This is a genomic window from Chryseobacterium sp. C39-AII1 (assembly GCF_039672645.1).
Classification (GTDB): Bacteria; Bacteroidota; Bacteroidia; order Flavobacteriales; family Weeksellaceae; genus Chryseobacterium.
On sequence record NZ_JBDFPQ010000001.1, the window covers coordinates 270,004 to 290,846 of the forward strand.

The following is a 20,843-nucleotide window of genomic DNA, read 5'->3' on the forward strand; positions in this document are numbered from 1 at the left end:
TATTTGAAGGTGATTTTAAGGAAAAAAAGTTGATAAAATAATCAATTAAATTTTTAATACGACATGTTCTGTCGCCACGCGTGGATATATTTGTATTAGAAATAAGAAGCAGAATCCCGGGAAGTTATGATCTTATTAAACTAATTTTTAACCTTGAAATTATTATTTTAAATTATGTATAAAAAACAACTAGTAACCATTTTTCTTTTTCTATTTTTCATTTCTTATGCGCAGAATGAATTTATTACGGTTTGGAAACCTAATATTACAGGAACTATTAATAATTCCATATCCTTTGGAGGTACCGGAACGAGCTATACCATTGCCTGGGAAGAAGTAGGATATCCTCAGCATAATGGGGTTCTTACTTCTGTAACATCGAGTAGCGGCAGTCCTGAGGTGATTTCTTTTGGTACTTCTTTAAATGCGAACCCGATTCAGGCAACTTACAGAGTAAAAGCATCCAATGGGAGTGGATTATTTTATGGATTTAGAGGCAGTGCCAATATGCTGGCCGCCGGAAATCCTAAACTCTTCGAAGTGAGCCAATGGGGAGATATTCTTTGGCTTCAGCAATTCGATCAAGGATTTTCGAGCTGTCCAAATCTTGATGTAACTGCTACAGATGTTCCTAACCTGACGCAAATTAATAATTTATCTGAAATGTTCATTCATTGCACCTCTTTAGTTGGCAATAATTCATTTTCTAATTGGGATACGAGTAATGTTACAAACATGAAGGGTATGTTTAGCAGAGCAAAATTGTTTAATCAGCCTATTGGAAATTGGAATACAGCAAAAGTAACAGATTTTCGGGATATGTTTTCTTATGCATCTGCTTTTAATCAAAATATTTCAGCCTGGAATACCTCGTCCGGAACCAATTTCATTTCAATGTTTCAGGATGCGCTAGCGTTCAACCAGCCATTAAATTCATGGAATACGAGCAATGCAACCAATTTCCGTAATATGTTCTCTAATGCTAAATCTTTTAATCAACCTCTTAATAATTGGAATACCAGTAAAGTAATAAGTTTTGGTCAAATGTTCACCAATGCATCATCATTTAATCAGCCTATTGGAAACTGGGATGTTAGTAAAGTTTGGGGTGCTGATAGTTTTAGTATGTTTAATGGTGCGTCGGCGTTTGATCAGGATCTTTCTACCTGGAATATCAGCTTTCAAAATGTTCCTTCAGCCTATGTGTATTTCGGATTTAATAATTCTGGTTTATCATGTATTAACTATAATAAATTCTTAATTGCTCTCAGCAATAATCCTACATTATCAAACTTAGGATCTGCAACTGGAGTGATAGAAGCAGCAGGATTAACTTATTCTACACCACAAGCCATTATGGCAAGAGCTCAATTGGTTAACAACGGTTTTAATATTGTCGGAGATACTTATAATGCAAGTTGTGGCGCGAGTTTATCAACTTCAGAAAATTTAGTAAAATCAAAAACTTTGGCTTATCCTAATCCAACAACAGGAGTGATTAACGTTGAATCTACAGCCAGCGAAACGGCTTATTTATATGATAGCACAGGTAGAATGATTAAAAATGTAACTTTAAATAAAGGAAATAATAAAATTGATCTTACCGAGTATCCATCAGGAACTTACCTGCTAAAGGGGAATTCAACTTCTTCTAAAATAATGAAGAAATAACCAATTTTTAAATTTTAAATAAAACAATCCGTTCAGAATTTCTGGGCGGATTTATTTTTTGATAATATTTGGAATTATTTTAAAGAGAAGTTGAAAAAATTAAGTTATAATTTTAGAATTACTCAAAATCTTAAACTTAGGTAATTAAAATTATTCATTTTAAATTAACAGTTCTTTCTCATTTTTGTGAAAATAACCATTATTTTTGTGAAATTTTTTAAATCATGTATAAAAAACAACTAGTAACCATTTTTCTTTTATTATTTTTCAGTTCTTATGCACAGTCTGAATTTATCACATTGTGGAAACCCAACATCACGGGTACCGTTGATAATGCCATATCTTTTGGAGGTACCGGAACCAGCTACACCATTAGCTGGGAAGAAGTAGGCTTTCCTCAACATAGCGGAGTTCTTAGCTCTGTTACATCCGATAGCAGTACCCCGACGATTATTTCTTTTGGTACTTCTTTAAATTCCAATCCTATTCAGGCAACTTACAGAGTAAAGGTTTCCAATGGAAGCGGATTATTTTATGGATTTAAGGCTACGATAAATAATAGCATTGTAAATGAGGAGCTTTTTGAAATTAGTCAATGGGGAGAAATCAATTGGCTTCAACAATTTGATCGTGGTTTTGCGAACTGTACAAACCTTAACGTAACTGCTACAGATGCGCCTAATCTTACACAAATAAACAGTTTATTTCAAATGTTTTTCAATTGTTCATCTTTGATTGGGCAAAATTCATTTTCTAATTGGAATATAAGTACTATTACAAATTTGGCGGGAATGTTTGGTGGTGCAAAATTGTTTAATCAAAATATTAGCGGGTGGAATACGTCGAATGTAACAGCATTTTACGGTATGTTTGCCTCTGCATCAGCTTTTAATCAAAATATTTCTACATGGAATACTGGATCTGGAATTAATTTCTCTTCAATGTTTGCTCAGGCAAGCGCTTTCAACCAGCCATTAAATTCTTGGAATATGTCAAAAGCGACTAATTTACGTTACATGTTTTCAGGAGCTTCTTCTTTTAATCAGCCACTTAATAATTGGAATACAAGTGAAGTAGAAACTTTTGAAGGAATATTTGAAAATGCGGTATCCTTCAATCAGCCAATTGCGAGTTGGGATATGAGCAAGGTTAATGAATCTGCAAGTTTTATTATGTTTAACGGGGCTTTACTTTTTGATCAGGATATTTCTACATGGAATATCAAGCTTCAAAATTTTGGTGCTCATTATGTGGATTTCGGATTTAAAAATTCTGGTTTATCATGTACCAATTATAATAAATTTCTGATAGCGCTTAGTAATAACCCTACATGGGCGTATCCAGGAGCAGTATTGGGTGGAACCATAAGTGCAACAGGATTAATTTATTCTACACCACAAGCTATTATGGCAAGAGCTCAATTGGTTAACAAAGGTCTTAATATTGTTGGAGATACTTATAACGCAAGTTGTGGCGCGAGTTTATCAACTTCAGAAAATTTAGTAAAATCAAAAACTTTGGCTTATCCTAATCCAACAACGGGAATAATAAACGTTGAATCTACAGCCAGCGAAACTGCTTATTTATATGATAGCACAGGTCGAATGATTAAAAATGTAACTTTAAATAAAGGAAATAATAAAATTGATCTTACCCAATATCCATCAGGAACTTACCTGTTAATAGGGAATTCAACTTCTTCTAAAATAATGAAGAAATAAACAATTTTTAAGTTTTAAATAAAACAATCCGTTCAGAATTTCTGGGCGGATTTATTTTTTACGATATGTTCTTTTGACAATTAAAAAATTCGCTCAGAAAAAATATTCCAAGCGAATCAATTATTAATAATTAAACTTTTATTTTTTGATGAATTTCGTTGTTTCTGCTTTAGCATCTTTTCCTGAAACTTCAATGAAATAAGTTGTTGAAGGTAATTCTGAAACCTGAACTTTCCCTGATTTTACATCAGATGTTTTAATCAGTTTTCCATCTACACTGTAAATTTTCGCCGTTGAATAATCTCCTGTTTCTCCTCTAAATTCTATAAAATCGGTTGCCGGATTAGGATATACTTTTAATTTATCTTTTTTAACAAAACTGTCATTCACACCCAAAACATTTTCAAACAAAGCTTGAGCTGCTGTAGTGGTTTGATTCATATTAAGAGCCGGGACATTGATATTAGCCGTCGTATGGGACAGTAATGGGAATTTGTGAGTACTGTCATAATAAAAATAGGCCGTATTTGTAATGGTTCCCAAAGGAAATCCTGAAAAGGTTAAATTAAAATTCTGAACCGACTTTATTTTTAAAACATTAGGATATGTTTGTGATCCAAGGAGTAAAGTTCCTGTTCCATCAACTGTAATATTAATGGTTCCGGAAAAGTTTCCGGTAACATTTCCATTCGCAGGAGACGAAGTAAATGTTCCTGAAGCAGTATCTGAATCTTGCGTGGAAGCTGAATTTGTAGGATAAGAAATATAAGTTCCGTTATTGGCAGAAAAATTCAAGGTAGCATCAGGGGTTACCAATCCTGTAATTTCCAGTTTTGAAGCCGATTGTTTAAAATAGATGGTGTTTCCGCTTCCCACCATTTTTAAAGTAGAGCCGGGAAAAGTTGAAATTTCGCTTGCACTTGGTACAGAATAGTTCGTAGAAGAGATTGCTCCTTGCGTTACCGAAGAATTATTGAAAGTTGCACTAGTCCCTGTTTGTGAATTATCTACCGTTCCGTTTACCGTAAAATAATTGGGAGAATCTCCCGGATTAGGATCGTTAAATGCTTTGGTAATCGTAGTTTGCGCAGAGCATAAACCAAAGGCTGTCAGTATACAAAATAAAGTTGTTTTCATGTTTTTAATTTTTGTTTAAAGTTAATAAAATAAATAATTGCTAGCTTCTGTAGATGTTAATTATCTTGTTGAATTTGAATAAAATATGTTTTTATTTTCTATGTCATTTTGAATTAACTCTGAATATAGAAATTGTGCGAATTTGTTTGTGCGAAAATATGTGTTTTCAATGAAAAAGTAGTACGTATTTCTACGGGTTCTACAGTTAAAAATCAATTTCTGAAAATAAAAAACCGCTCAAAAATTTGAACGGTTAATCTGTGTATTAAATATCTTTTGCTGTATTTTTAATTCTGACTGATCATCATTTTTCGGTAAGAATAAATATCTTCAATGGTTACCACCGTCATTTCTCTTTGCTCGGCAAAATGTACGATTTCGGGAAGCCTTGCCATGGTTCCGTCTTCGTTGGTAAGTTCACAAAGTACGGCATCATCACCCAAATTGGCGAGTTTAACTAAATCTACACTACCTTCCGTGTGTCCACGTCTTTCAAAAACGCCGTCTTTTCTCGCAATTAAAGGGAAAACGTGTCCCGGACTTGCAATATGTTCCGCCAAAGCATTTTCAGCAACAGCTGTTCTGATGGTAGTTAGACGATCTTTCGCTGAAACTCCCGATTCTACGCCTTCTTTAGCTTCAATAGAAATGGTAAACGCAGTTTGATTTTTAGAATTGTTGGCTTCCACCATAGGGCGAAGATTCAGATGTTTACTTTTCTCCTCAGAAATACATAAGCAGACAATACCGCTGCATTCGCGGATCAAAAGTGCCATGTCTTTTTCTGTGATTGTAGAGGCAGGAAAGATGATATCGCCTTCGTTTTCGCGGTTTTCATCATCTACCAGAAGAATTCCTTTGCCTTGTTGTAGTTTTAAAAGTGCATTTTCTACACGTTCTTTCGGATTGGCTCCGAATTTTTCAATTAATTTTTCCATGTTATTTTTACTTTAAAAGTTAAAATACACTTCGGTACATGGAAATGAAATACGACACAGCGAGTCTATAGCAATAGCCTCACCGATCATTCCATTTTCTTCTCCCATCCAGACTGTAACTGTCGGTTTTGGAATTTCACCAAATCAGTCCTTTCAAAAAGAAAGGAGTCGCGGACTGTAACCGCCGGTAGGGAATTGCACCCCGCCCCGAAGAAAACTTATGCTAAGTTTTACTGTATGTTTTGTTTAAATTTTTTTAATTCATTAATTTTTTTATTTAACGCACAGGCTGCTAATTTCGGGAAGTTTTTCGAGTTGAGAAAAGAGTTTTAATAGGAATTTTAAATAATTGGTCAGAATATTATTTAATTAATAGATGGTTAAAAGCTGAAAGAAATTTTTTTGAAAGACTTCCCGCCTTAAGACTTCCATCTTCCCGCTCTTAACTATCGGTAAAAACGATTGGTTATATCGAAAAAAAGCGTTTTACCAATTATTAAACCTGCTGTAACTTTGTATAAAAATTTAGCAAATGCAGTCTTTAGTTGCGTTAAAATCTCCGAATTTCAGATTATTTTTCATCGGCCAATCCATCTCGGTACTTGGTTCCTGGATACAGAAAACTGCCGTGGCTTGGGTAGTGTATCAATTAACAGGATCCCCTTTTATATTAGGACTTATCGGTTTTGTAAGTTTGGTTCCTACGTTACTTTTGTCTCCGTATGTCGGAAGTTTTGTAGAGCACAGCCACAAATATAAAGTGATGAAAAATACACAATATCTGGCGGCTTTGCAGGCATTTTTACTGGCGTTTCTGTTTTATTTTAAAATGTATAATATCAGCATCATTGTATTGCTGAGTTTGATGCAGGGAATTATCAATGCATTTGATGTAACCTGCCGACAGGCGATGATGATTGAACTGGTTGATACTAAAGAATCTTTACCGAATGCAATTGCACTGAATTCTGCCATGAGTAATCTGGCGAGAGTTGTAGGGCCTGCTTTGGCAGGAATTTTATTGTCGGTTTTTGGCGATGATTTCTGTTTTATCAGTAATTTTTTAAGTTTTATTCCGGTAATTTTCTGTTTGTATCTAATGAATCTGCCTTTTTATGAGAAAAAAGCGCAGCTTTCTAACGTTTGGCAGGAATTGAAAGAGGGATTTGCCTATGTGAAAGGAGAGAAAACTATTTTTTCACAACTTTTGCTGCTTTCTTTTTTCAGTTTAATGCTGATTCCTTTTACCACTTTACTTCCGGTAATTGCTAAAGAAGTATTTTCCGGAACTTCAAAAACGTTTACTCTATTTGAAAGTGCGGTGGGAATAGGTTCTCTGGTGAGTGCTGTTTACATGACTCGACTGAAACAAATCGGGAAATTGTATAAGATTATTTTGGTGTCAAGCATGATCATGAGCGGTGGACTTTTTATTGTTTCATTAAGCGGAAGTATCAATTTTGCAGTTTTAGGCTTAGCTTTAAGCGGTTTAGGAATGATTTCACAATCAGCAGCCATTAATACTTATATTCAGCTTAATGCGCTTCCTCAGATGAGAGCGCGTGTCATCAGTTATTATATTATGGCTTTTATCGGAATGACACCCATCGGCAGTTTATTAATTGGTTTTTTAGCAGAATACATCACTACCCGAAATGTTCTTTTAATTGAAGGTACAATGGGGGTAATTGCGACCATCATTTTTATGATGTATAGTAAAAGAAACGGAAAGCCAATTATTTCGCAGAATTAAAATGCTTTATAATCCAGTTAAGACATTCCTCAGAATCCATAATGCTCCATGAATGCGGATGCCTGAAGCCTTCCGGGCGAATGCCTCTGCCGTTGGTAATGATAAGGTCTGCGTTTTTGTGACCTTTCAATTTTAATAAATTCATCATTGCTGTAATATCTACACAGTTGAGGTCGTAAAGATCTCTTCCTCTGTTTTCCACTTCCCAAATAATGCCGGGTTCTGTATAAATAAGGATTGGAATATTCATTAAATATTTTGCATTGCCACCGTCTTTATCACGATAGGTAAACATAGATTGTTTTAAATATTTATCTCTGTTTTTATCGGGCGTTCCAATGGCAGCTACCAATTCTTTATTGAACATTTTGGCTTCGTTCACGGCAACTTCAGAAAAATTTCTTGTAATGTCCCTTTCCAGTCGGTAATACATATTTTCGTAATCGAGAGGAGGATCGAGGGCAAAAATAGAACTCGGAACAAAATACGTGTTTTTGTCTCTCACCGAACGTTCGGCATAGGTAATGGCAAACATTCCGCCGCCTGAAAGTCCGCCAATTGAGATTTTATTTTTAGGGATATTAAATTTTTTCACATTCTCTTTGGCAATTCGGTCTAACAGTTTCTGATCTGCTTGATAAAAGAAATCGCCGTTTTCTTCCCAATTGGTGAAAATTACCAAAATATTCTTATCGTAGGCAAGCTCATCAAGATAAATCTGATTCATTACCCTTTCTGTAGTTTCGCCACCGCCTGGCAAAACAATAAGCATTCCTTCCGGTTTTCCTTCCGGAACGATTCTGTAATAAAAATTGTTGCTGTCTTTTAAACTCACTTTCTCTGCTTCTTGAGAAAATGCGCTGGTGAAGAATAAAATGAATAATACAGTAAGAGAATGATATTTCATGGTTGAGCTTTTCTTTAATCATGGTAAAGACAAGCCATCTCTATTAATGTATTACATTCGGTTTAATATTTTTACAGATATTGTTATCCTTTTAAGTGAAGTTAAAAAATGATAGTAAGGCATATTTTATATTTATTTGAAGTATTCTTAACTAGTTTAGATATTCCAAATTATCTTAATTTTATTAACATTTTTTTAAGTTATTTTAAGTTTTCATTAAGAGTTGTTTTTTTTCGTATATTTGCAAAAACTAATAATACAAAAATGTATGAAAAACCTCTGTAAGACTTCTTCTTAACAAATCTAATTACTTTTAATTTTATCACTATTTACAACATAATTTAATAAGTTATTATGGTAAAACATTTATGTCGTAAGACAGCAATTTTTATGGCTATGTTATATTCGGCCAGTGCTTTTTCTCAACTGATTGGTTCCGAAGTTCAAGTTTGGGAAAAAGCAAGTGGAAATGCTAGAGAATCAAACTTTTCGAAAGAGATAGCTCTTCTTAATTTCAATTATGGAATAAAAAATAAGTTTCTAAAAAAATATATAAAATACAGTAGAAATAAAAATCATACATTAAGTCTTGTACATCTTTCTAGAGAAGATGAGAATATATGGAAGAATGATAGTAATGGTATTTCTCTTAGTAATAATGCATACAAAAGCGAAAAACAAGGGAAGAGTATTAAGATTAGAAAAAGACCTAGTATTTTTACTTTTACTGGCATAGCTGAAAAAGGTACTTTCAAATCTGATAGTATTAAATTGAAATTTGAAGATAATAATCTGTACGAAATAATATTTTTGCCACGTAAAATGAAAATCATGGATATAAATAAGATACATTCTTATTTATCTATTAAATATGGGATCTCACTTGAGGCAGGAAAATATTATAGAAGCGATGGACAAATTATTTGGGATCCTGAAAAGCATGTAGAGTATAGGTTTAGACCAACTGGATTAGGTAGGGATGATGGAAATGAGCTGTATCAAAAGCAATCGTCAAATCAAGAGGATCAATTTTTAATTATTGGAAAAAATGATATTAAGAATACGAATAATGAAAATTCGGCGGTATTTGATCAAAATAGTTTTGTCATTTGGTCTGACGATAATCAGGAGATGAAGATGAAAACTAACGGAATTTCTGATATTCTTTCTAGAAATTGGGAGATTAATTTTATAGGAAGTAATGTTCCTAAGGAAAATTATAAGGTAAGAGTTAATAAGAATATTCTAAACCCAGAATCATTACCTATAATCTACTGGATGATTTTAAAGGATTCCCAAGGTGAAACTATAAAAATTCAAGGTGTGGAAAATAATGAGTTTGTGGATTTTGATAAAGTTGACTTTCAAAAAGAAAAGGCAGGTAATATTTTTTCAAGATTTACTTTTGCCGTTAGCCCTCTAAAAAATACTGAAAAAAATCAATCTATTGTGTCAGGGTCAAATATTAATCAAGAATTATTATCATTAGATTTAGATAGAACAGTACTTTATCCTAACCCTGTGGGAAAAGGACAAACATTTACTGTAAGATTTCCTGAGATAAAAGATCTCACTATTACAATTTATGATGCTGGAGGAAGATTAATAACAATGGAAAAAATTGATAGTAAAGCTAAATCATATACACATACTCTTTCAATTCAGAGCTCTTACTTAATAAGTCTTACGCAAAGTGGAAAAGTAATTAAAACATTTAAATTAATTGTCGACTAATAATCAAATAATGAAAATAAAAAAAATGAGATTTTCTTTTACAAAGAAATCAATTCTACTAATCTTGTTCTTTTCTTGCATGTTTGTATTTGCAAGTTTCACAAAAGAAGATCGACAAAAGGTTCGAAAGTGGAAAAAAGATCTAGTAGCTAATACAAATAAAGAAGATATAGTTTCTACTACTAATGATTTAGACAAAATTATTTCTACGAAAAGAAATACTGTTGGTGAAAAGGATGGGTTATTAAGTAGTTATCCCCAAAAAAATGAATTCAAAGAACCAGATTTAGAGCATAATTCATTAGAATTGCAGAATTCTTGGACTAATTCAAACTCTTTCTCAGCAAAAGAAAAAGAGGGAACAATTGGTGTGCTTTCAGATAGAGAAGAAGATCAAACCTCTGATAATTTTTTTACAATAGACCTCCCTGGCGTAAATAGTGAAAATACGAGTGCTTACATGGAATATGATTTGTTTGGATTAGCAAATCATCAGTCAGTTTCAAGATCTATTAATCATAATTTAGCTATCGGAGGGGAAATTATTGTTCCACGAGGTGAATGGAGCCATCAAAGAGAAGAACTGAATTCAGGTCTTCTAAAAAATGGTATAAATACAGTTTTATTTACATCTCCATCTCAAGGTATAAAATATAAGGTTAAAAATCTTAAAATAGTTTTTGAAAAAAAGAAAAAAGAACTAGGTAGACTATTTGTGAATTCTATTATTTCGGAAAATCAATTATATGTAAAAGGATTTAGCAGATCAAAGGACCTAAATGTTAACAATATACATATAGATACTAATAATGGAGAGTTTGAAAAATTGATTCAGCTATCAGAAAAAGAAAAATTAAATGGAAATTTTTCTATTGAAGAAGATGGAAAAAGTTTTTTTTATAAAATTCCTGAGAATGCAAAGTCTTATAAAGTAATTAAGAGTGGCTATTTTAATTCTAAAAATATATTAATATCTAATGATAGAGATTTTGATATTAAATATGAAGATATTGCTATAAAAATAGAAAAAGAAACATCGGAATCTGCAAATATTAATATCTTAAAACTAAGAGAGAAAGATATTCCATCGGTTTCGAATGGTCTTAAAAATGTTACACTAAATAATTCTGCATATAGAATCTCTTTGTTGTCGGGTAAGCTTAATAAAAAGATAAAAATATCTATACCTTATGATGAAAAAAGATTAGGACAGATTTCACCAAAAGAAATAAAAGTATTCTCCTTCGATTATAATAAAAAACAATGGAAAGTAGAAACATCAGCTGTTGTAAACGAAGAAAATAAGAGTATAACTTTCGAAGGTGATGGTGACGGAGATTATATTAATGGAATTATATCTACCCCGGAAGCTCCGCAATTAAATGCTTCAAATCCTACAGGAATAAGTGGATTAAAAGCAGTTAATCCCTCTGTTATCCGTAATTTTATAGAACCTCCAACGGCTAACCAAAAAGGTTCAGCAAATATATCGTATCCTATAGTGATTCCCGCTGGACGTAACGGAATGCAACCTAATATATCTATAGGATATGACAGTAACAAAGCAAACGGATGGATGGGAGAAGGATGGGACGTAAATGGATTATCATCTATTAGTTTAGATACTCGTTGGGGGGCACCTCGTTTTGATCCAAATGATGAAACTGAGCTGTATGCTTTAGATGGAACTATGCTAGTTTATGATAATAGCTATCTTCCACACAGGCATAATGATATTAATGAGCATAGTACTGTTTTTACAACAGATAAACAAAAAAGAAGTGATTTTTTATTAGATAATAAAAAGACTTTCTTCTTAAGAAAAAATCATAATTTCAGTAAAATAGAAAGATACGGTTCTTCCCCACTAGATTATAGATGGATTGTAACTACAACTTCTGGAAGAAAAATTTATTATGGAGGTAATGAAAGTTATGTTAATGAGCAGTCTGTAATAAAAGATGAAGCGGGCAATATTATACATTGGGCTGTTTGGCAAGAAATGGATGCCAATAATAATATTATAGAATATCAATATGAAAATTTAACGATCACTGGCCAAAGTGGAGTTAACGAAAACCTTAATGGTGGTAAGTATTTTCATATAAATAAAATAACTTATACAATTGGGAAGAGATTTAGTCCTAATACGGTGTATACTGTGGAGTTTGAAAAAGAGTCTTCTATAATTAGACAAGATATTAGTATAAATGCTAAAAGAGGAGTAAAGGAAATTGAACCTTACAGGCTAAACAAAATATATGTTAAATATGGATATGAATTAATTAGAACCTATTCATTTTCTTATAAAGAAGGTGAATTTTATAAAACTTTATTAACTGGTTTTAAACATACAGATAATTCGCCTGATCAATCTTACAATAATACCACAACAGATGAGTATAGGTTTGATTATTATAATGATATAAAAGATAATCAAACAAATAGTTATACAAATTTTGCTGCAGATACTAATGTTAATGCAAGTATTGCTAATGCCTTTCCTATTTTACCAGACTTTTTAACTCCATCCAAAATTAATGCTAATTCTACCATAGAATGGGGGGTGAATGGAAGAGTAGGTGTTGGATTAAACTTTCTTTTAGCAACACAGGATCCATATGGACATGCTATGATTTCAGGTATGTTAGGATACTCTCAGGCAGAGGCTAAAAATGCACAACAGTTAATTGATTTTAATGGCGATGGAATACAGGATATTATATACAGAAGACCAAATGTTGGGCTATTTGTAAGTACAGGATCTATTTCACAAAATGGTACCCTTACGTTTGCTGATCCAAAACCTATATTAAATCTTAATAGCAACTTTTCTTATACCAAAACCAAAACAGATAATAAAGGATATGATTTCGGCTTAAAAGTTTTTGGTTTGGGATACAACAGATCTTTTGTCTGGTCTACTACCCGTAGTACAACATCAACTTTTCTTACAGATGCAAACTCTGATGGTCTTATAGATGTTGTTAAAGATGGAGAAGTATGGTTCAATAGAGTGAATCAAGATGGAAAGAATGAGATGACTAATTTCAGTGATACTACTGAAAATATGGTACTTGTTGCGGATGATGCACTTCAGAACAATGATAATGAATCTGGTTTGGATGTCGTGAAATTTTGGATCGCTCCAAAAGACGGACAGATAAGATTTAAAGATAATATAAGTATTGAAAATGTTCCTAATGCTAAGGCTGTATACTCTGTAGAGATGTTAAATCCTGGATCTACTACACCCATTAATAGTAGAATATATTTAAAAGTTCTTACTCCTTCAGTGCCTGCTCAAAACATAAATATCACAAGATATAATAGTTATTATAATGATATAAAAGATATTGCTCCCATTGAAGCAAATAATCATTTAGCTACTAATAACCGAGCATATCTGAATGTGAAATCAGGAGATAAGGTTTTTATTAGACTTCACAAAAATAATAACAAAGATTTTAAAGTATATTCAAATCCTCAAATTGATTATGTCACTAGCGTATTTGGAAGTGTGGTAATAAAACCTGTTATAAATACTGAGGCTTACAGCCAGGATGGTTTTTATGAAAATAACGGAAGCTATTCAGATAATTATTTTCTTAATAACGGGCTGAATGATCTAAGTTTTGATAATCCGGGAACTGTTACTATTAACATTCCATCAGTTACTTTTCCTCAATCCAATGATGCAATTTCATTTAAGGTAATAAAGCAGGATGTAAATTCTGGTAGTGAAACTGTAATTTATCCAACTCCCTCAACACCCGCTTTTCCTCAAAATAATGGTTCTTTTGTAACCCCGGCTCATACAATTACTGAAAGCATTATATCGGGACAGCCTGTAAAAATCAAGTTTAAAGTAGAGTCAAACACACACAGATCATTCAAACAGGCTAATTGGAATAACATTTCGGTTAATTATCAAACGAATATTTCGGGAAATAGTAATCCTATTAATGTAAAAGGAATTCCTGAATATCCGTCTTATTTTATAACAGATTTTACAGAAAAACTTTCTTTATCAAATTATTATACAGAAACTTCATCTTCAAACCAGTATTATATTAACTTCAGTAAAAACCTGCCTGTGAGTGGGCTTAAAGGGCGATTTGTTTATATTATAAAAAAAGGTAATACTGTCTTGGCAAAAAGAAGAGTTGAAGTAGATTTCCTATCAAGCCCTTATGTTGTAGAATATGATTTATTATCTAACCAAACACTTCCTAATTTTGCTCCGGTATTAATATATAATGGTACTTTACAACAAGCGATTACAGTAGACGAATTAGTAAGTATTCAAGTATATTGTGATACAGTTTCGGATGAAGGGTTTTATAAAACATATAGAAGCCATTTTCAAAATAAGCCATTTTATATTACACTTAACGATTCTACAGCTAAATCAAATTCATTTGCTGCTACATCGTTAAATTCGTCATCAATGAATCCGTATAGTTTTATTTATAATAATTACGGACAGTTTTTGTATGATCAGTCAAGTGATATGATATTTGATAAGATTGCTAATGAGTATGTGTCAAATCCAAATACACCGGCAGATTATTTTGGAAGAGTTATCAACCCCACACTTGTGCAAGGTATGAATACTCCACCTATTGGTAATTTAGCTAGTTGTGTTAATTTACCTACTCAAGCAGAGGTGGAGCAATGTATTCAACAAAATAGCGGACCTTATAATTCTCCAAATGTGGGAGCTCCACCAATTATATTTCCTTTATATCCTTTTAAAAATAGTAATAATATAGAAAAATGGATGGGTAAAGGGCTTCCTGAGCAATATGCTATGGCAGATTCATTTAAGGATGATGATTCCGTTTCTTCTTTATTTAGTACAGCTGGTATTGATCCGGAAATTATAGATATGCCAGTACAGGGAGATGTAGATACGAAAATGTATGCAATCAACAAAAGATATTATAGCAAATCAAAAACAAAAACGGTTAGCGGATCATTAGTTGTAGTTAATTTATCTAATTCCGAATCCCATTTAGAAGGTGATAAGAGTATTATGACCCAAGACTTTATTGATATGAACGGGGATGGATATCCAGATATTGTATATAAAGATAGCGCTCAACTTACCAATGCTACAGGAGGTTTAGGAAAAGGAGCAGGGGTAAATCCTAATAACCATAGTCCTTACATTAATAATTATCTTTCAAAGTCGGATAATTATCAAAATTCAAATGCTAAAGGATTCTCTATTAGCGGATTTAAAACGGCTGGGCGAATTTTATTTGGGGGTCAGTCTACTACTACAACTCAAGCAGATACATCTACACCTTGGGCAGATCCGGGAGCCAGTATTACAATTTTCAAAGATCCTTCAAAAGATGAAGGTATGGAATATTGGATGGATATCAATGGAGATGGTCTTGTGGATAGATTTAACGGAGCTGGATTTTATTCATTAAATATGGGATATAAGCTAAATGCGGGAGAATCTTATTCGGGACTAGCTTCATATTCTTCAAAACCTGTTGGAGCAGCAGGGATTGATATTAATATGAGCTTAATTTCCGGAGGAATGGATTATAATTCAGGGATGTCAATGGGGTTTGGAGTTTCAGCTAATGTTGGCGTTTCTGCATCAATGGGTACAGCTGAAAGAGTATATGAAGATATTAATTCAGACGGTCTTATTGATATACTTTACGTTGAAGGAAACTCAACTAAGGTAAGTTATAATTTAGGAAACAGATTTGCTCCTGCTGTTGCTTTATTCAAAAATTCATCAGGAAATATTGATTTTAATAATGAAGCAAAAACATATAATGGAGGTTTCTCTTTAAATGGACATTTTTATATCAATATCCCTATTTGCTGTATTTTTGTACCGCTTCTTTATTTAAAAATTGGAGCTCAAGCATCCGGAAATGTAGGGATCTCTATATCAGAGGTTGATAAGGCATTCAAAGATATGAATGGTGATGGCTTCCCAGATTTGGTTGTTTCTCATGATGGAGGATTTACTGTAAATTACTCTAAAATTGGAAAGACAAATAAACTTAAAACAGTGACTAATTACTTCTCAAAAAGTCCAGTAAATATTTTTGAGATAAATTATAGTTTTACAAAACCAACTTATGATGATCCTAATGGGAGGCTCGTAATGACGGAAACTAAAGTGTTGAATCCTGATATTTATTCAAATAATTATATGGCTTCTACACCAGGTAAAGATATTGTAAATACTTTCTCTTATGAAAAATCGAAATATGACAGAAGAGAACGTGATTTCTTTGGTTTTGAAACGGTTACTTCCAATGAAATGGAGGGAAGTAATATTTATAGATCTATAAAAAATACATACTATAATAAAGGATATTTCTTAAATGGAATACTTAAGAAAACAGAATCATTTATAGGGAATTCTCAATTAACTTCTAGTACAGAAAATTTCTATAAGCTATATAAATTTAAAGACAATAATACTAAAATTAATTTGGCTACGGTGTTGCCAGAATCATTTGATACCGGAGGACGAGAGGGGAGGAAAATGGCAACCGTTTTATTAGATCAGACAAAGACAAGAGTATTTGATAATGGTGGAAGCATTGAAACTTTGGTAAATTCCACTTATAATGAAAAAGGACAGCTTATAAAATATCAATACCAAAGCCCTTCATCAGCATATAATTCTGTAATAGAATATCATGACCCCACTGCAAATAATGTTTTAAATATTCCGAAAACTATAAAAGTTTTTCAGGGTACTTCATCTTCAAACCCTATCAGACAAAGGAAGACAGAGATAAGTACCACAGGATTAATCACAAAAGTATCAGTTCAGCTTAATGATACAGAATTTGCAGTAACGGATATGGTTTATGATCTTTATGGCAATCTTAGTAAAATTACTTATCCAAGTAATAAGAATGGTGAGAGATACTCTATAAAATATACATATGATAGTTCGCTTTCTAAATATGTAGTACAAAGTGAGGATTCGTTTGGATATCAATCTATGGCTCAGTATGATAAAAGATTTGATGTTATAACACAGGCTACGGATATTTCTGGAAATGTTACTGATTATGAGTATGATGCTAAAGGAAGGCTTACTAAAATTCTTGCTCCTAAAGAAAAAGAACAAGGCGCTCCTTATACAATAAAATACTCCTATTATATCTATGAAGGTCATCAGAATTATTATAATGTACCTAATAATAAGTTTTTTGGGGTAACACAACACTATAACTATTATGATTCTACAAATCCTATAGAAACTATTGCTATAGCAGATGGCTGGGGGCAGGTTGTGCAAACGAAAAAAGATATTGCATTAAACAACGAAGAAAAAATGTCTATTTCTGGGCCTGCTATTAAGGATATACATGGAAGGGTAATTAAGCAATATCATCCTACATTTGAAGATAAAGTAGCTTCTACAAGTCCTAATAGTAATTTAAAAATAACATTAGATCCATTTTCAAATTATTTCACTACAGCAACATATGATGCTCGAGATAGAGTAGTTTCTACTACAGACGAACTATTACATACAACAAATAATACCTATGAAATAGAGAATAATCTCATTAAGAGTACGGTGACCTTAATGCAGAATAATGCTAATGAAATAAAATCTGAAACATTTGTAAATGCTGAAGGAAAAACTGTAAAAAGTACAAATCATATACCGGGGCAGGCATTAGATACAAGATTTATATATAATAATATTGGTGAACTTCAATCTGTTATTGACCCAGAGGGAATCACAACTACCTATGGATATGATATGGCGGGTAGAAAAATTAGCCAAATACATCCGGACAGAGGTGGCTCTTATTTTACATATGATGAAGCCAGCAATCTTACCAGATCAACAAATGGTAATTTACTTGCAGGTCCTATGCAACAATATATACAGTATAACTATGAATATAATAGATTATCGGAGATCAAGCTTCCCGACACACCTGGGGGGAATCCTAATCCTGCAAATGTACTATATCAGTATGGAGCGGCAGGATCAGGAAATGATGCAGGAAAACTAATTAGTAAAACTGATAATTCAGGAGTTACTGAATATGAATATGGTAATATGGGGGAAGTTATTACAGAAAATAAACAAATATCTGGTTATAATATTCCTGGAATGACATTTACTACAAAATATCTTTATGATAGTTGGAATCGTATTCTCAATATCATTTATCCAGATAATGAAAGTGTAGAGTATGAATATGATTTTGGAGGAAATTTGATGAAAATTTACGCAAAAGAATATGAATATATTAAAGATATTCAGTATGATCATTATGAGCAGCGTACATCTCTTACCAATGGTAATGATATGAAATCTGAGTTTATATATTCTCCTGCAGACAGAAAACTACAGTCACATATACTAAGTGATGGTAATGGAGTGGAGCTACTTAAAAATACCTATGCATATGATTTTGTAGGAAATATTACAGGGTTAGAAAATATAGCATCTGCATATTATGGGATGGGAGGAAAGTATCAGTTTAAATATGGATATGATAGATTAAATAGGCTTACGTCATCCGAAGGTTTATTTAATGGCGATGTTGGAGTATTTTCTATAGATAAAGCAAAGTTTACATTAGGAGTTAATTATAATGAAACTGGAGGGATCATCTATAAAAATCAGGATCATACTCAGAATGGAACGCAGAATGCTCTTAATTCTTATTCAAATGAGTACAATTATATCAATGGAACCCATAAAGTAGGCAGCATCATTAATCCATTTACAAACGAGCAAGAATATTTTGAATATGATCTCAACGGGAACCTTATTGCTGATGATAAGAATGGAGAAGTAGATCATATGCTTTGGGATGATGTAAACAGGTTGAAAACAGTTTATAAAAAATCGGCGGGTGTTTTTCAATATTATGTTTACGATGATCAGGGAGAAAGAATTATAAAGTACAATTTGCAGGAAGTTCCTCAATTATATCAAAACGGTGTCTTGATAGAGGGAGGTAGTATGGCTATTGACAGCTACAAAATATATCCCAATGCATACGTGACCTATGATGCTAACAATATATTAACAAAGCACTATTATGCGGGGTCACAAAGAGTGGCAAGTAGAATTGCTGATGCAGGCTTTACAGCTACTAAACAGCAACAGTCTGATACCTCAAAATCAGCTGATAAAAAAGAGCAAGCAGAACCTGAGAAAGATTTTAAAATATATCTGGAAAAAGCAGGGATCGATTTTGAAAATCTAACAATGGAACTGGCAAAAAATGTAGCTTCTGAGCCCAATGTATATTACCTGCATGGTGATCACTTGGGAACTGCTAATTTTGTAACAGAACAACATGGAAAAGCTACTCAATTTTTCTTAAATTTACCATTCGGTGAAACGATGGCAGAGCAGATGATTGGAATTTATGATAATCCTTATAAATTCAATGCCAAAGAATTAGATAGCGAAACAGGATTGTATTATTATGGGGCTAGATATTATAATCCGAGATTAAGTGTTTGGTATGGGGTGGATCCATTAGCGGAGAAGATGCCGAGCTGGTCGCCGTACGTATATTGCAAAAATGCTCCTGTTACTCATATTGATCCAGATGGTAGAGAGGCATTAAGATGGCCACCACAAAGTTATTGGCAAGCTATGCATTATGGTGATCTTCAACACTTATCTCCATCGAATCCTGAAAGTGGATTTGAGAGAATGTTTGCAAGATATTATAAAGCAAATAGTTTACAGCCGTATGGTTCTTCTTCTCAATTAACCACTAGATTTGGAGATGTATTTAAGCCAGATGGTAAGTCAAAATATCCTCACGGATATGTATTGTTAGGTGGAGATGGGTTATCTGTTAAGTATAAAGACAATGTTAGCCTTTTTGAAGTAACAACTGCTAAAAAGAATGTAGGGTCTCTTTCCTTAGGCGATAAAAATGGACAATTAAAGGCATATATTGATTATTTATATGAAACTCCTGAAAACAGAAGTGTTTCTGGCTATAGAACATTTTTTGATAAACAAGGAAGATTTAACCTAGTTACTTTACCTGAAATTACTGATATATCTCAAATAGAAGCTTATGGAGCAGAGAATAAAGTAGATGTTAGACAATATGTACCTTATTATAGATTGAATGATAACGGAAATGTAGATATTGAATTTAGACAAAGGAAAACAAATATTCTGGGAGAGCAAAAAGATGAACAGTTACCTTGGAAGCCTATTGAAAATACAATTCCTTCAAACCAAATAAAAAAGGATAAGCTATGATAAATAAGATAATAATAGTATTTATTCTTTTATTTTCTCAAGTTATAACAGCTCAACAGACTAAAATGGAGAATTATTTAAATTTACCTCTAAGTAATAAATATTACCAGTATTCTTATTGTATAAATGATGGAGAAATTATTGAAAGAAATAATATAACGGGAGAAATAATTGCCAAATTGGCAAATTATAATTCATTCAGAGACTATTATCAAAGCTTAAACAAGCGTATAATCTTGCCAGATACATTGGATGAGTTATATAGTTCTAAAAAGTTTTTACTTTCAAAAAATTATATTCAGGATAAATCAAGAATAATAAATATAAATGAAAATATTAATTATTATTTAAAAATAATTGATTCTGATATAGAGATAGGAAGACTTAAAGATATAAATTATGTTATTCAATTATTTAATGGTTTAAATGATGAAATTTCATATCAGGGATCTGATAAATTTGAAATTCCTATAATCATTTTAATAGGTGAATATTTTAAGGCATTAAATATTAATGCGAAATGGATTTTCAAGGAAGAGAAAAATATACTCGGAGAAAAATTTTTCTATCCGGAATTATTAGATAATAATGAAGTATACAATTTATATGATGAAGTAAGAAAAGTACTCTACAATGAGAAAGATGATAAAATTTTTAATTTTAGATATTTATTGTCTCGATGATTAGGTCTCACCGAATATAAAAACTCCCGCCTTTT

9 protein-coding genes and 1 riboswitch are annotated in these 20,843 nt (G+C 32.4%); of the genes, 6 read left to right on the plus strand and 3 right to left on the minus strand.

The genetic code is table 11. The annotated features are described in order from the left end of the window. Positions 1-174: 174 nt before the first annotated feature. Complete coding sequence (locus tag ABEG63_RS01155) at positions 175-1,671, plus strand: BspA family leucine-rich repeat surface protein (protein ID WP_346582305.1); 1,497 nt, start codon at positions 175-177, stop codon at positions 1,669-1,671. Positions 1,672-1,895: 224 nt separating this feature from the next. Beyond that, positions 1,896-3,392, plus strand: coding sequence for a BspA family leucine-rich repeat surface protein (locus ABEG63_RS01160; protein WP_346582306.1), 1,497 nt, complete (start codon positions 1,896-1,898; stop codon positions 3,390-3,392). 138 nt (positions 3,393-3,530) lie between these two features. Here ABEG63_RS01160 and ABEG63_RS01165 read toward each other — a convergent pair whose 3' ends face one another. Together ABEG63_RS01165 and ribB are read right to left on the minus strand one after the other, a co-directional pair. Beyond that, positions 3,531-4,529 (minus strand): T9SS type A sorting domain-containing protein, encoded by a 999-nt coding sequence (locus ABEG63_RS01165; protein ID WP_346582308.1) that lies wholly within the window; start codon positions 4,527-4,529, stop codon positions 3,531-3,533. Positions 4,530-4,816: 287 nt separating this feature from the next. Beyond that, complete coding sequence (gene ribB / locus ABEG63_RS01170) at positions 4,817-5,467, minus strand: 3,4-dihydroxy-2-butanone-4-phosphate synthase (protein WP_267402130.1); 651 nt, start codon at positions 5,465-5,467, stop codon at positions 4,817-4,819. Positions 5,468-5,559: 92 nt separating this feature from the next. Further along, a riboswitch (FMN riboswitch) is annotated at positions 5,560-5,686 on the minus strand. Between the two features lie 313 nt (positions 5,687-5,999). On the opposite strand from ribB, the gene ABEG63_RS01175 reads away from it, so the two are divergent. Then, positions 6,000-7,220 (plus strand): MFS transporter, encoded by a 1,221-nt coding sequence (locus tag ABEG63_RS01175; protein ID WP_346582311.1) that lies wholly within the window; start codon positions 6,000-6,002, stop codon positions 7,218-7,220. Here the strand turns inward: ABEG63_RS01175 and ABEG63_RS01180 are convergent. Next, on the minus strand, positions 7,204-8,127 hold the full coding sequence (locus ABEG63_RS01180; protein ID WP_346582313.1) for a hypothetical protein: 924 nt from the start codon (positions 8,125-8,127) through the stop codon (positions 7,204-7,206). The two genes, ABEG63_RS01175 and ABEG63_RS01180, sit on opposite strands and share 17 nt — an antisense overlap. Before the next feature lie 354 nt (positions 8,128-8,481). Between ABEG63_RS01180 and ABEG63_RS01185 the strand changes: the two genes are divergently transcribed. From ABEG63_RS01185 to ABEG63_RS01195, 3 genes are read left to right on the plus strand one after another with little or no spacing between them, the layout of a single operon-like run. Next, complete coding sequence (locus tag ABEG63_RS01185) at positions 8,482-9,861, plus strand: T9SS type A sorting domain-containing protein (RefSeq protein ID WP_346582315.1); 1,380 nt, start codon at positions 8,482-8,484, stop codon at positions 9,859-9,861. A gap of 10 nt (positions 9,862-9,871) precedes the next feature. Further along, positions 9,872-20,125 carry an RHS repeat-associated core domain-containing protein gene (locus ABEG63_RS01190; protein ID WP_346582317.1) on the plus strand — a complete coding sequence of 3,418 codons (10,254 nt, stop codon included), beginning with the start codon at positions 9,872-9,874 and terminating at the stop codon, positions 20,123-20,125. Next, complete coding sequence (locus ABEG63_RS01195; RefSeq protein ID WP_346582320.1) at positions 20,122-20,808, plus strand: hypothetical protein; 687 nt, start codon at positions 20,122-20,124, stop codon at positions 20,806-20,808. Before ABEG63_RS01190 ends, ABEG63_RS01195 begins: the two co-directional genes overlap by 4 nt. The last annotated feature ends 35 nt before the right edge of the window (positions 20,809-20,843 follow it).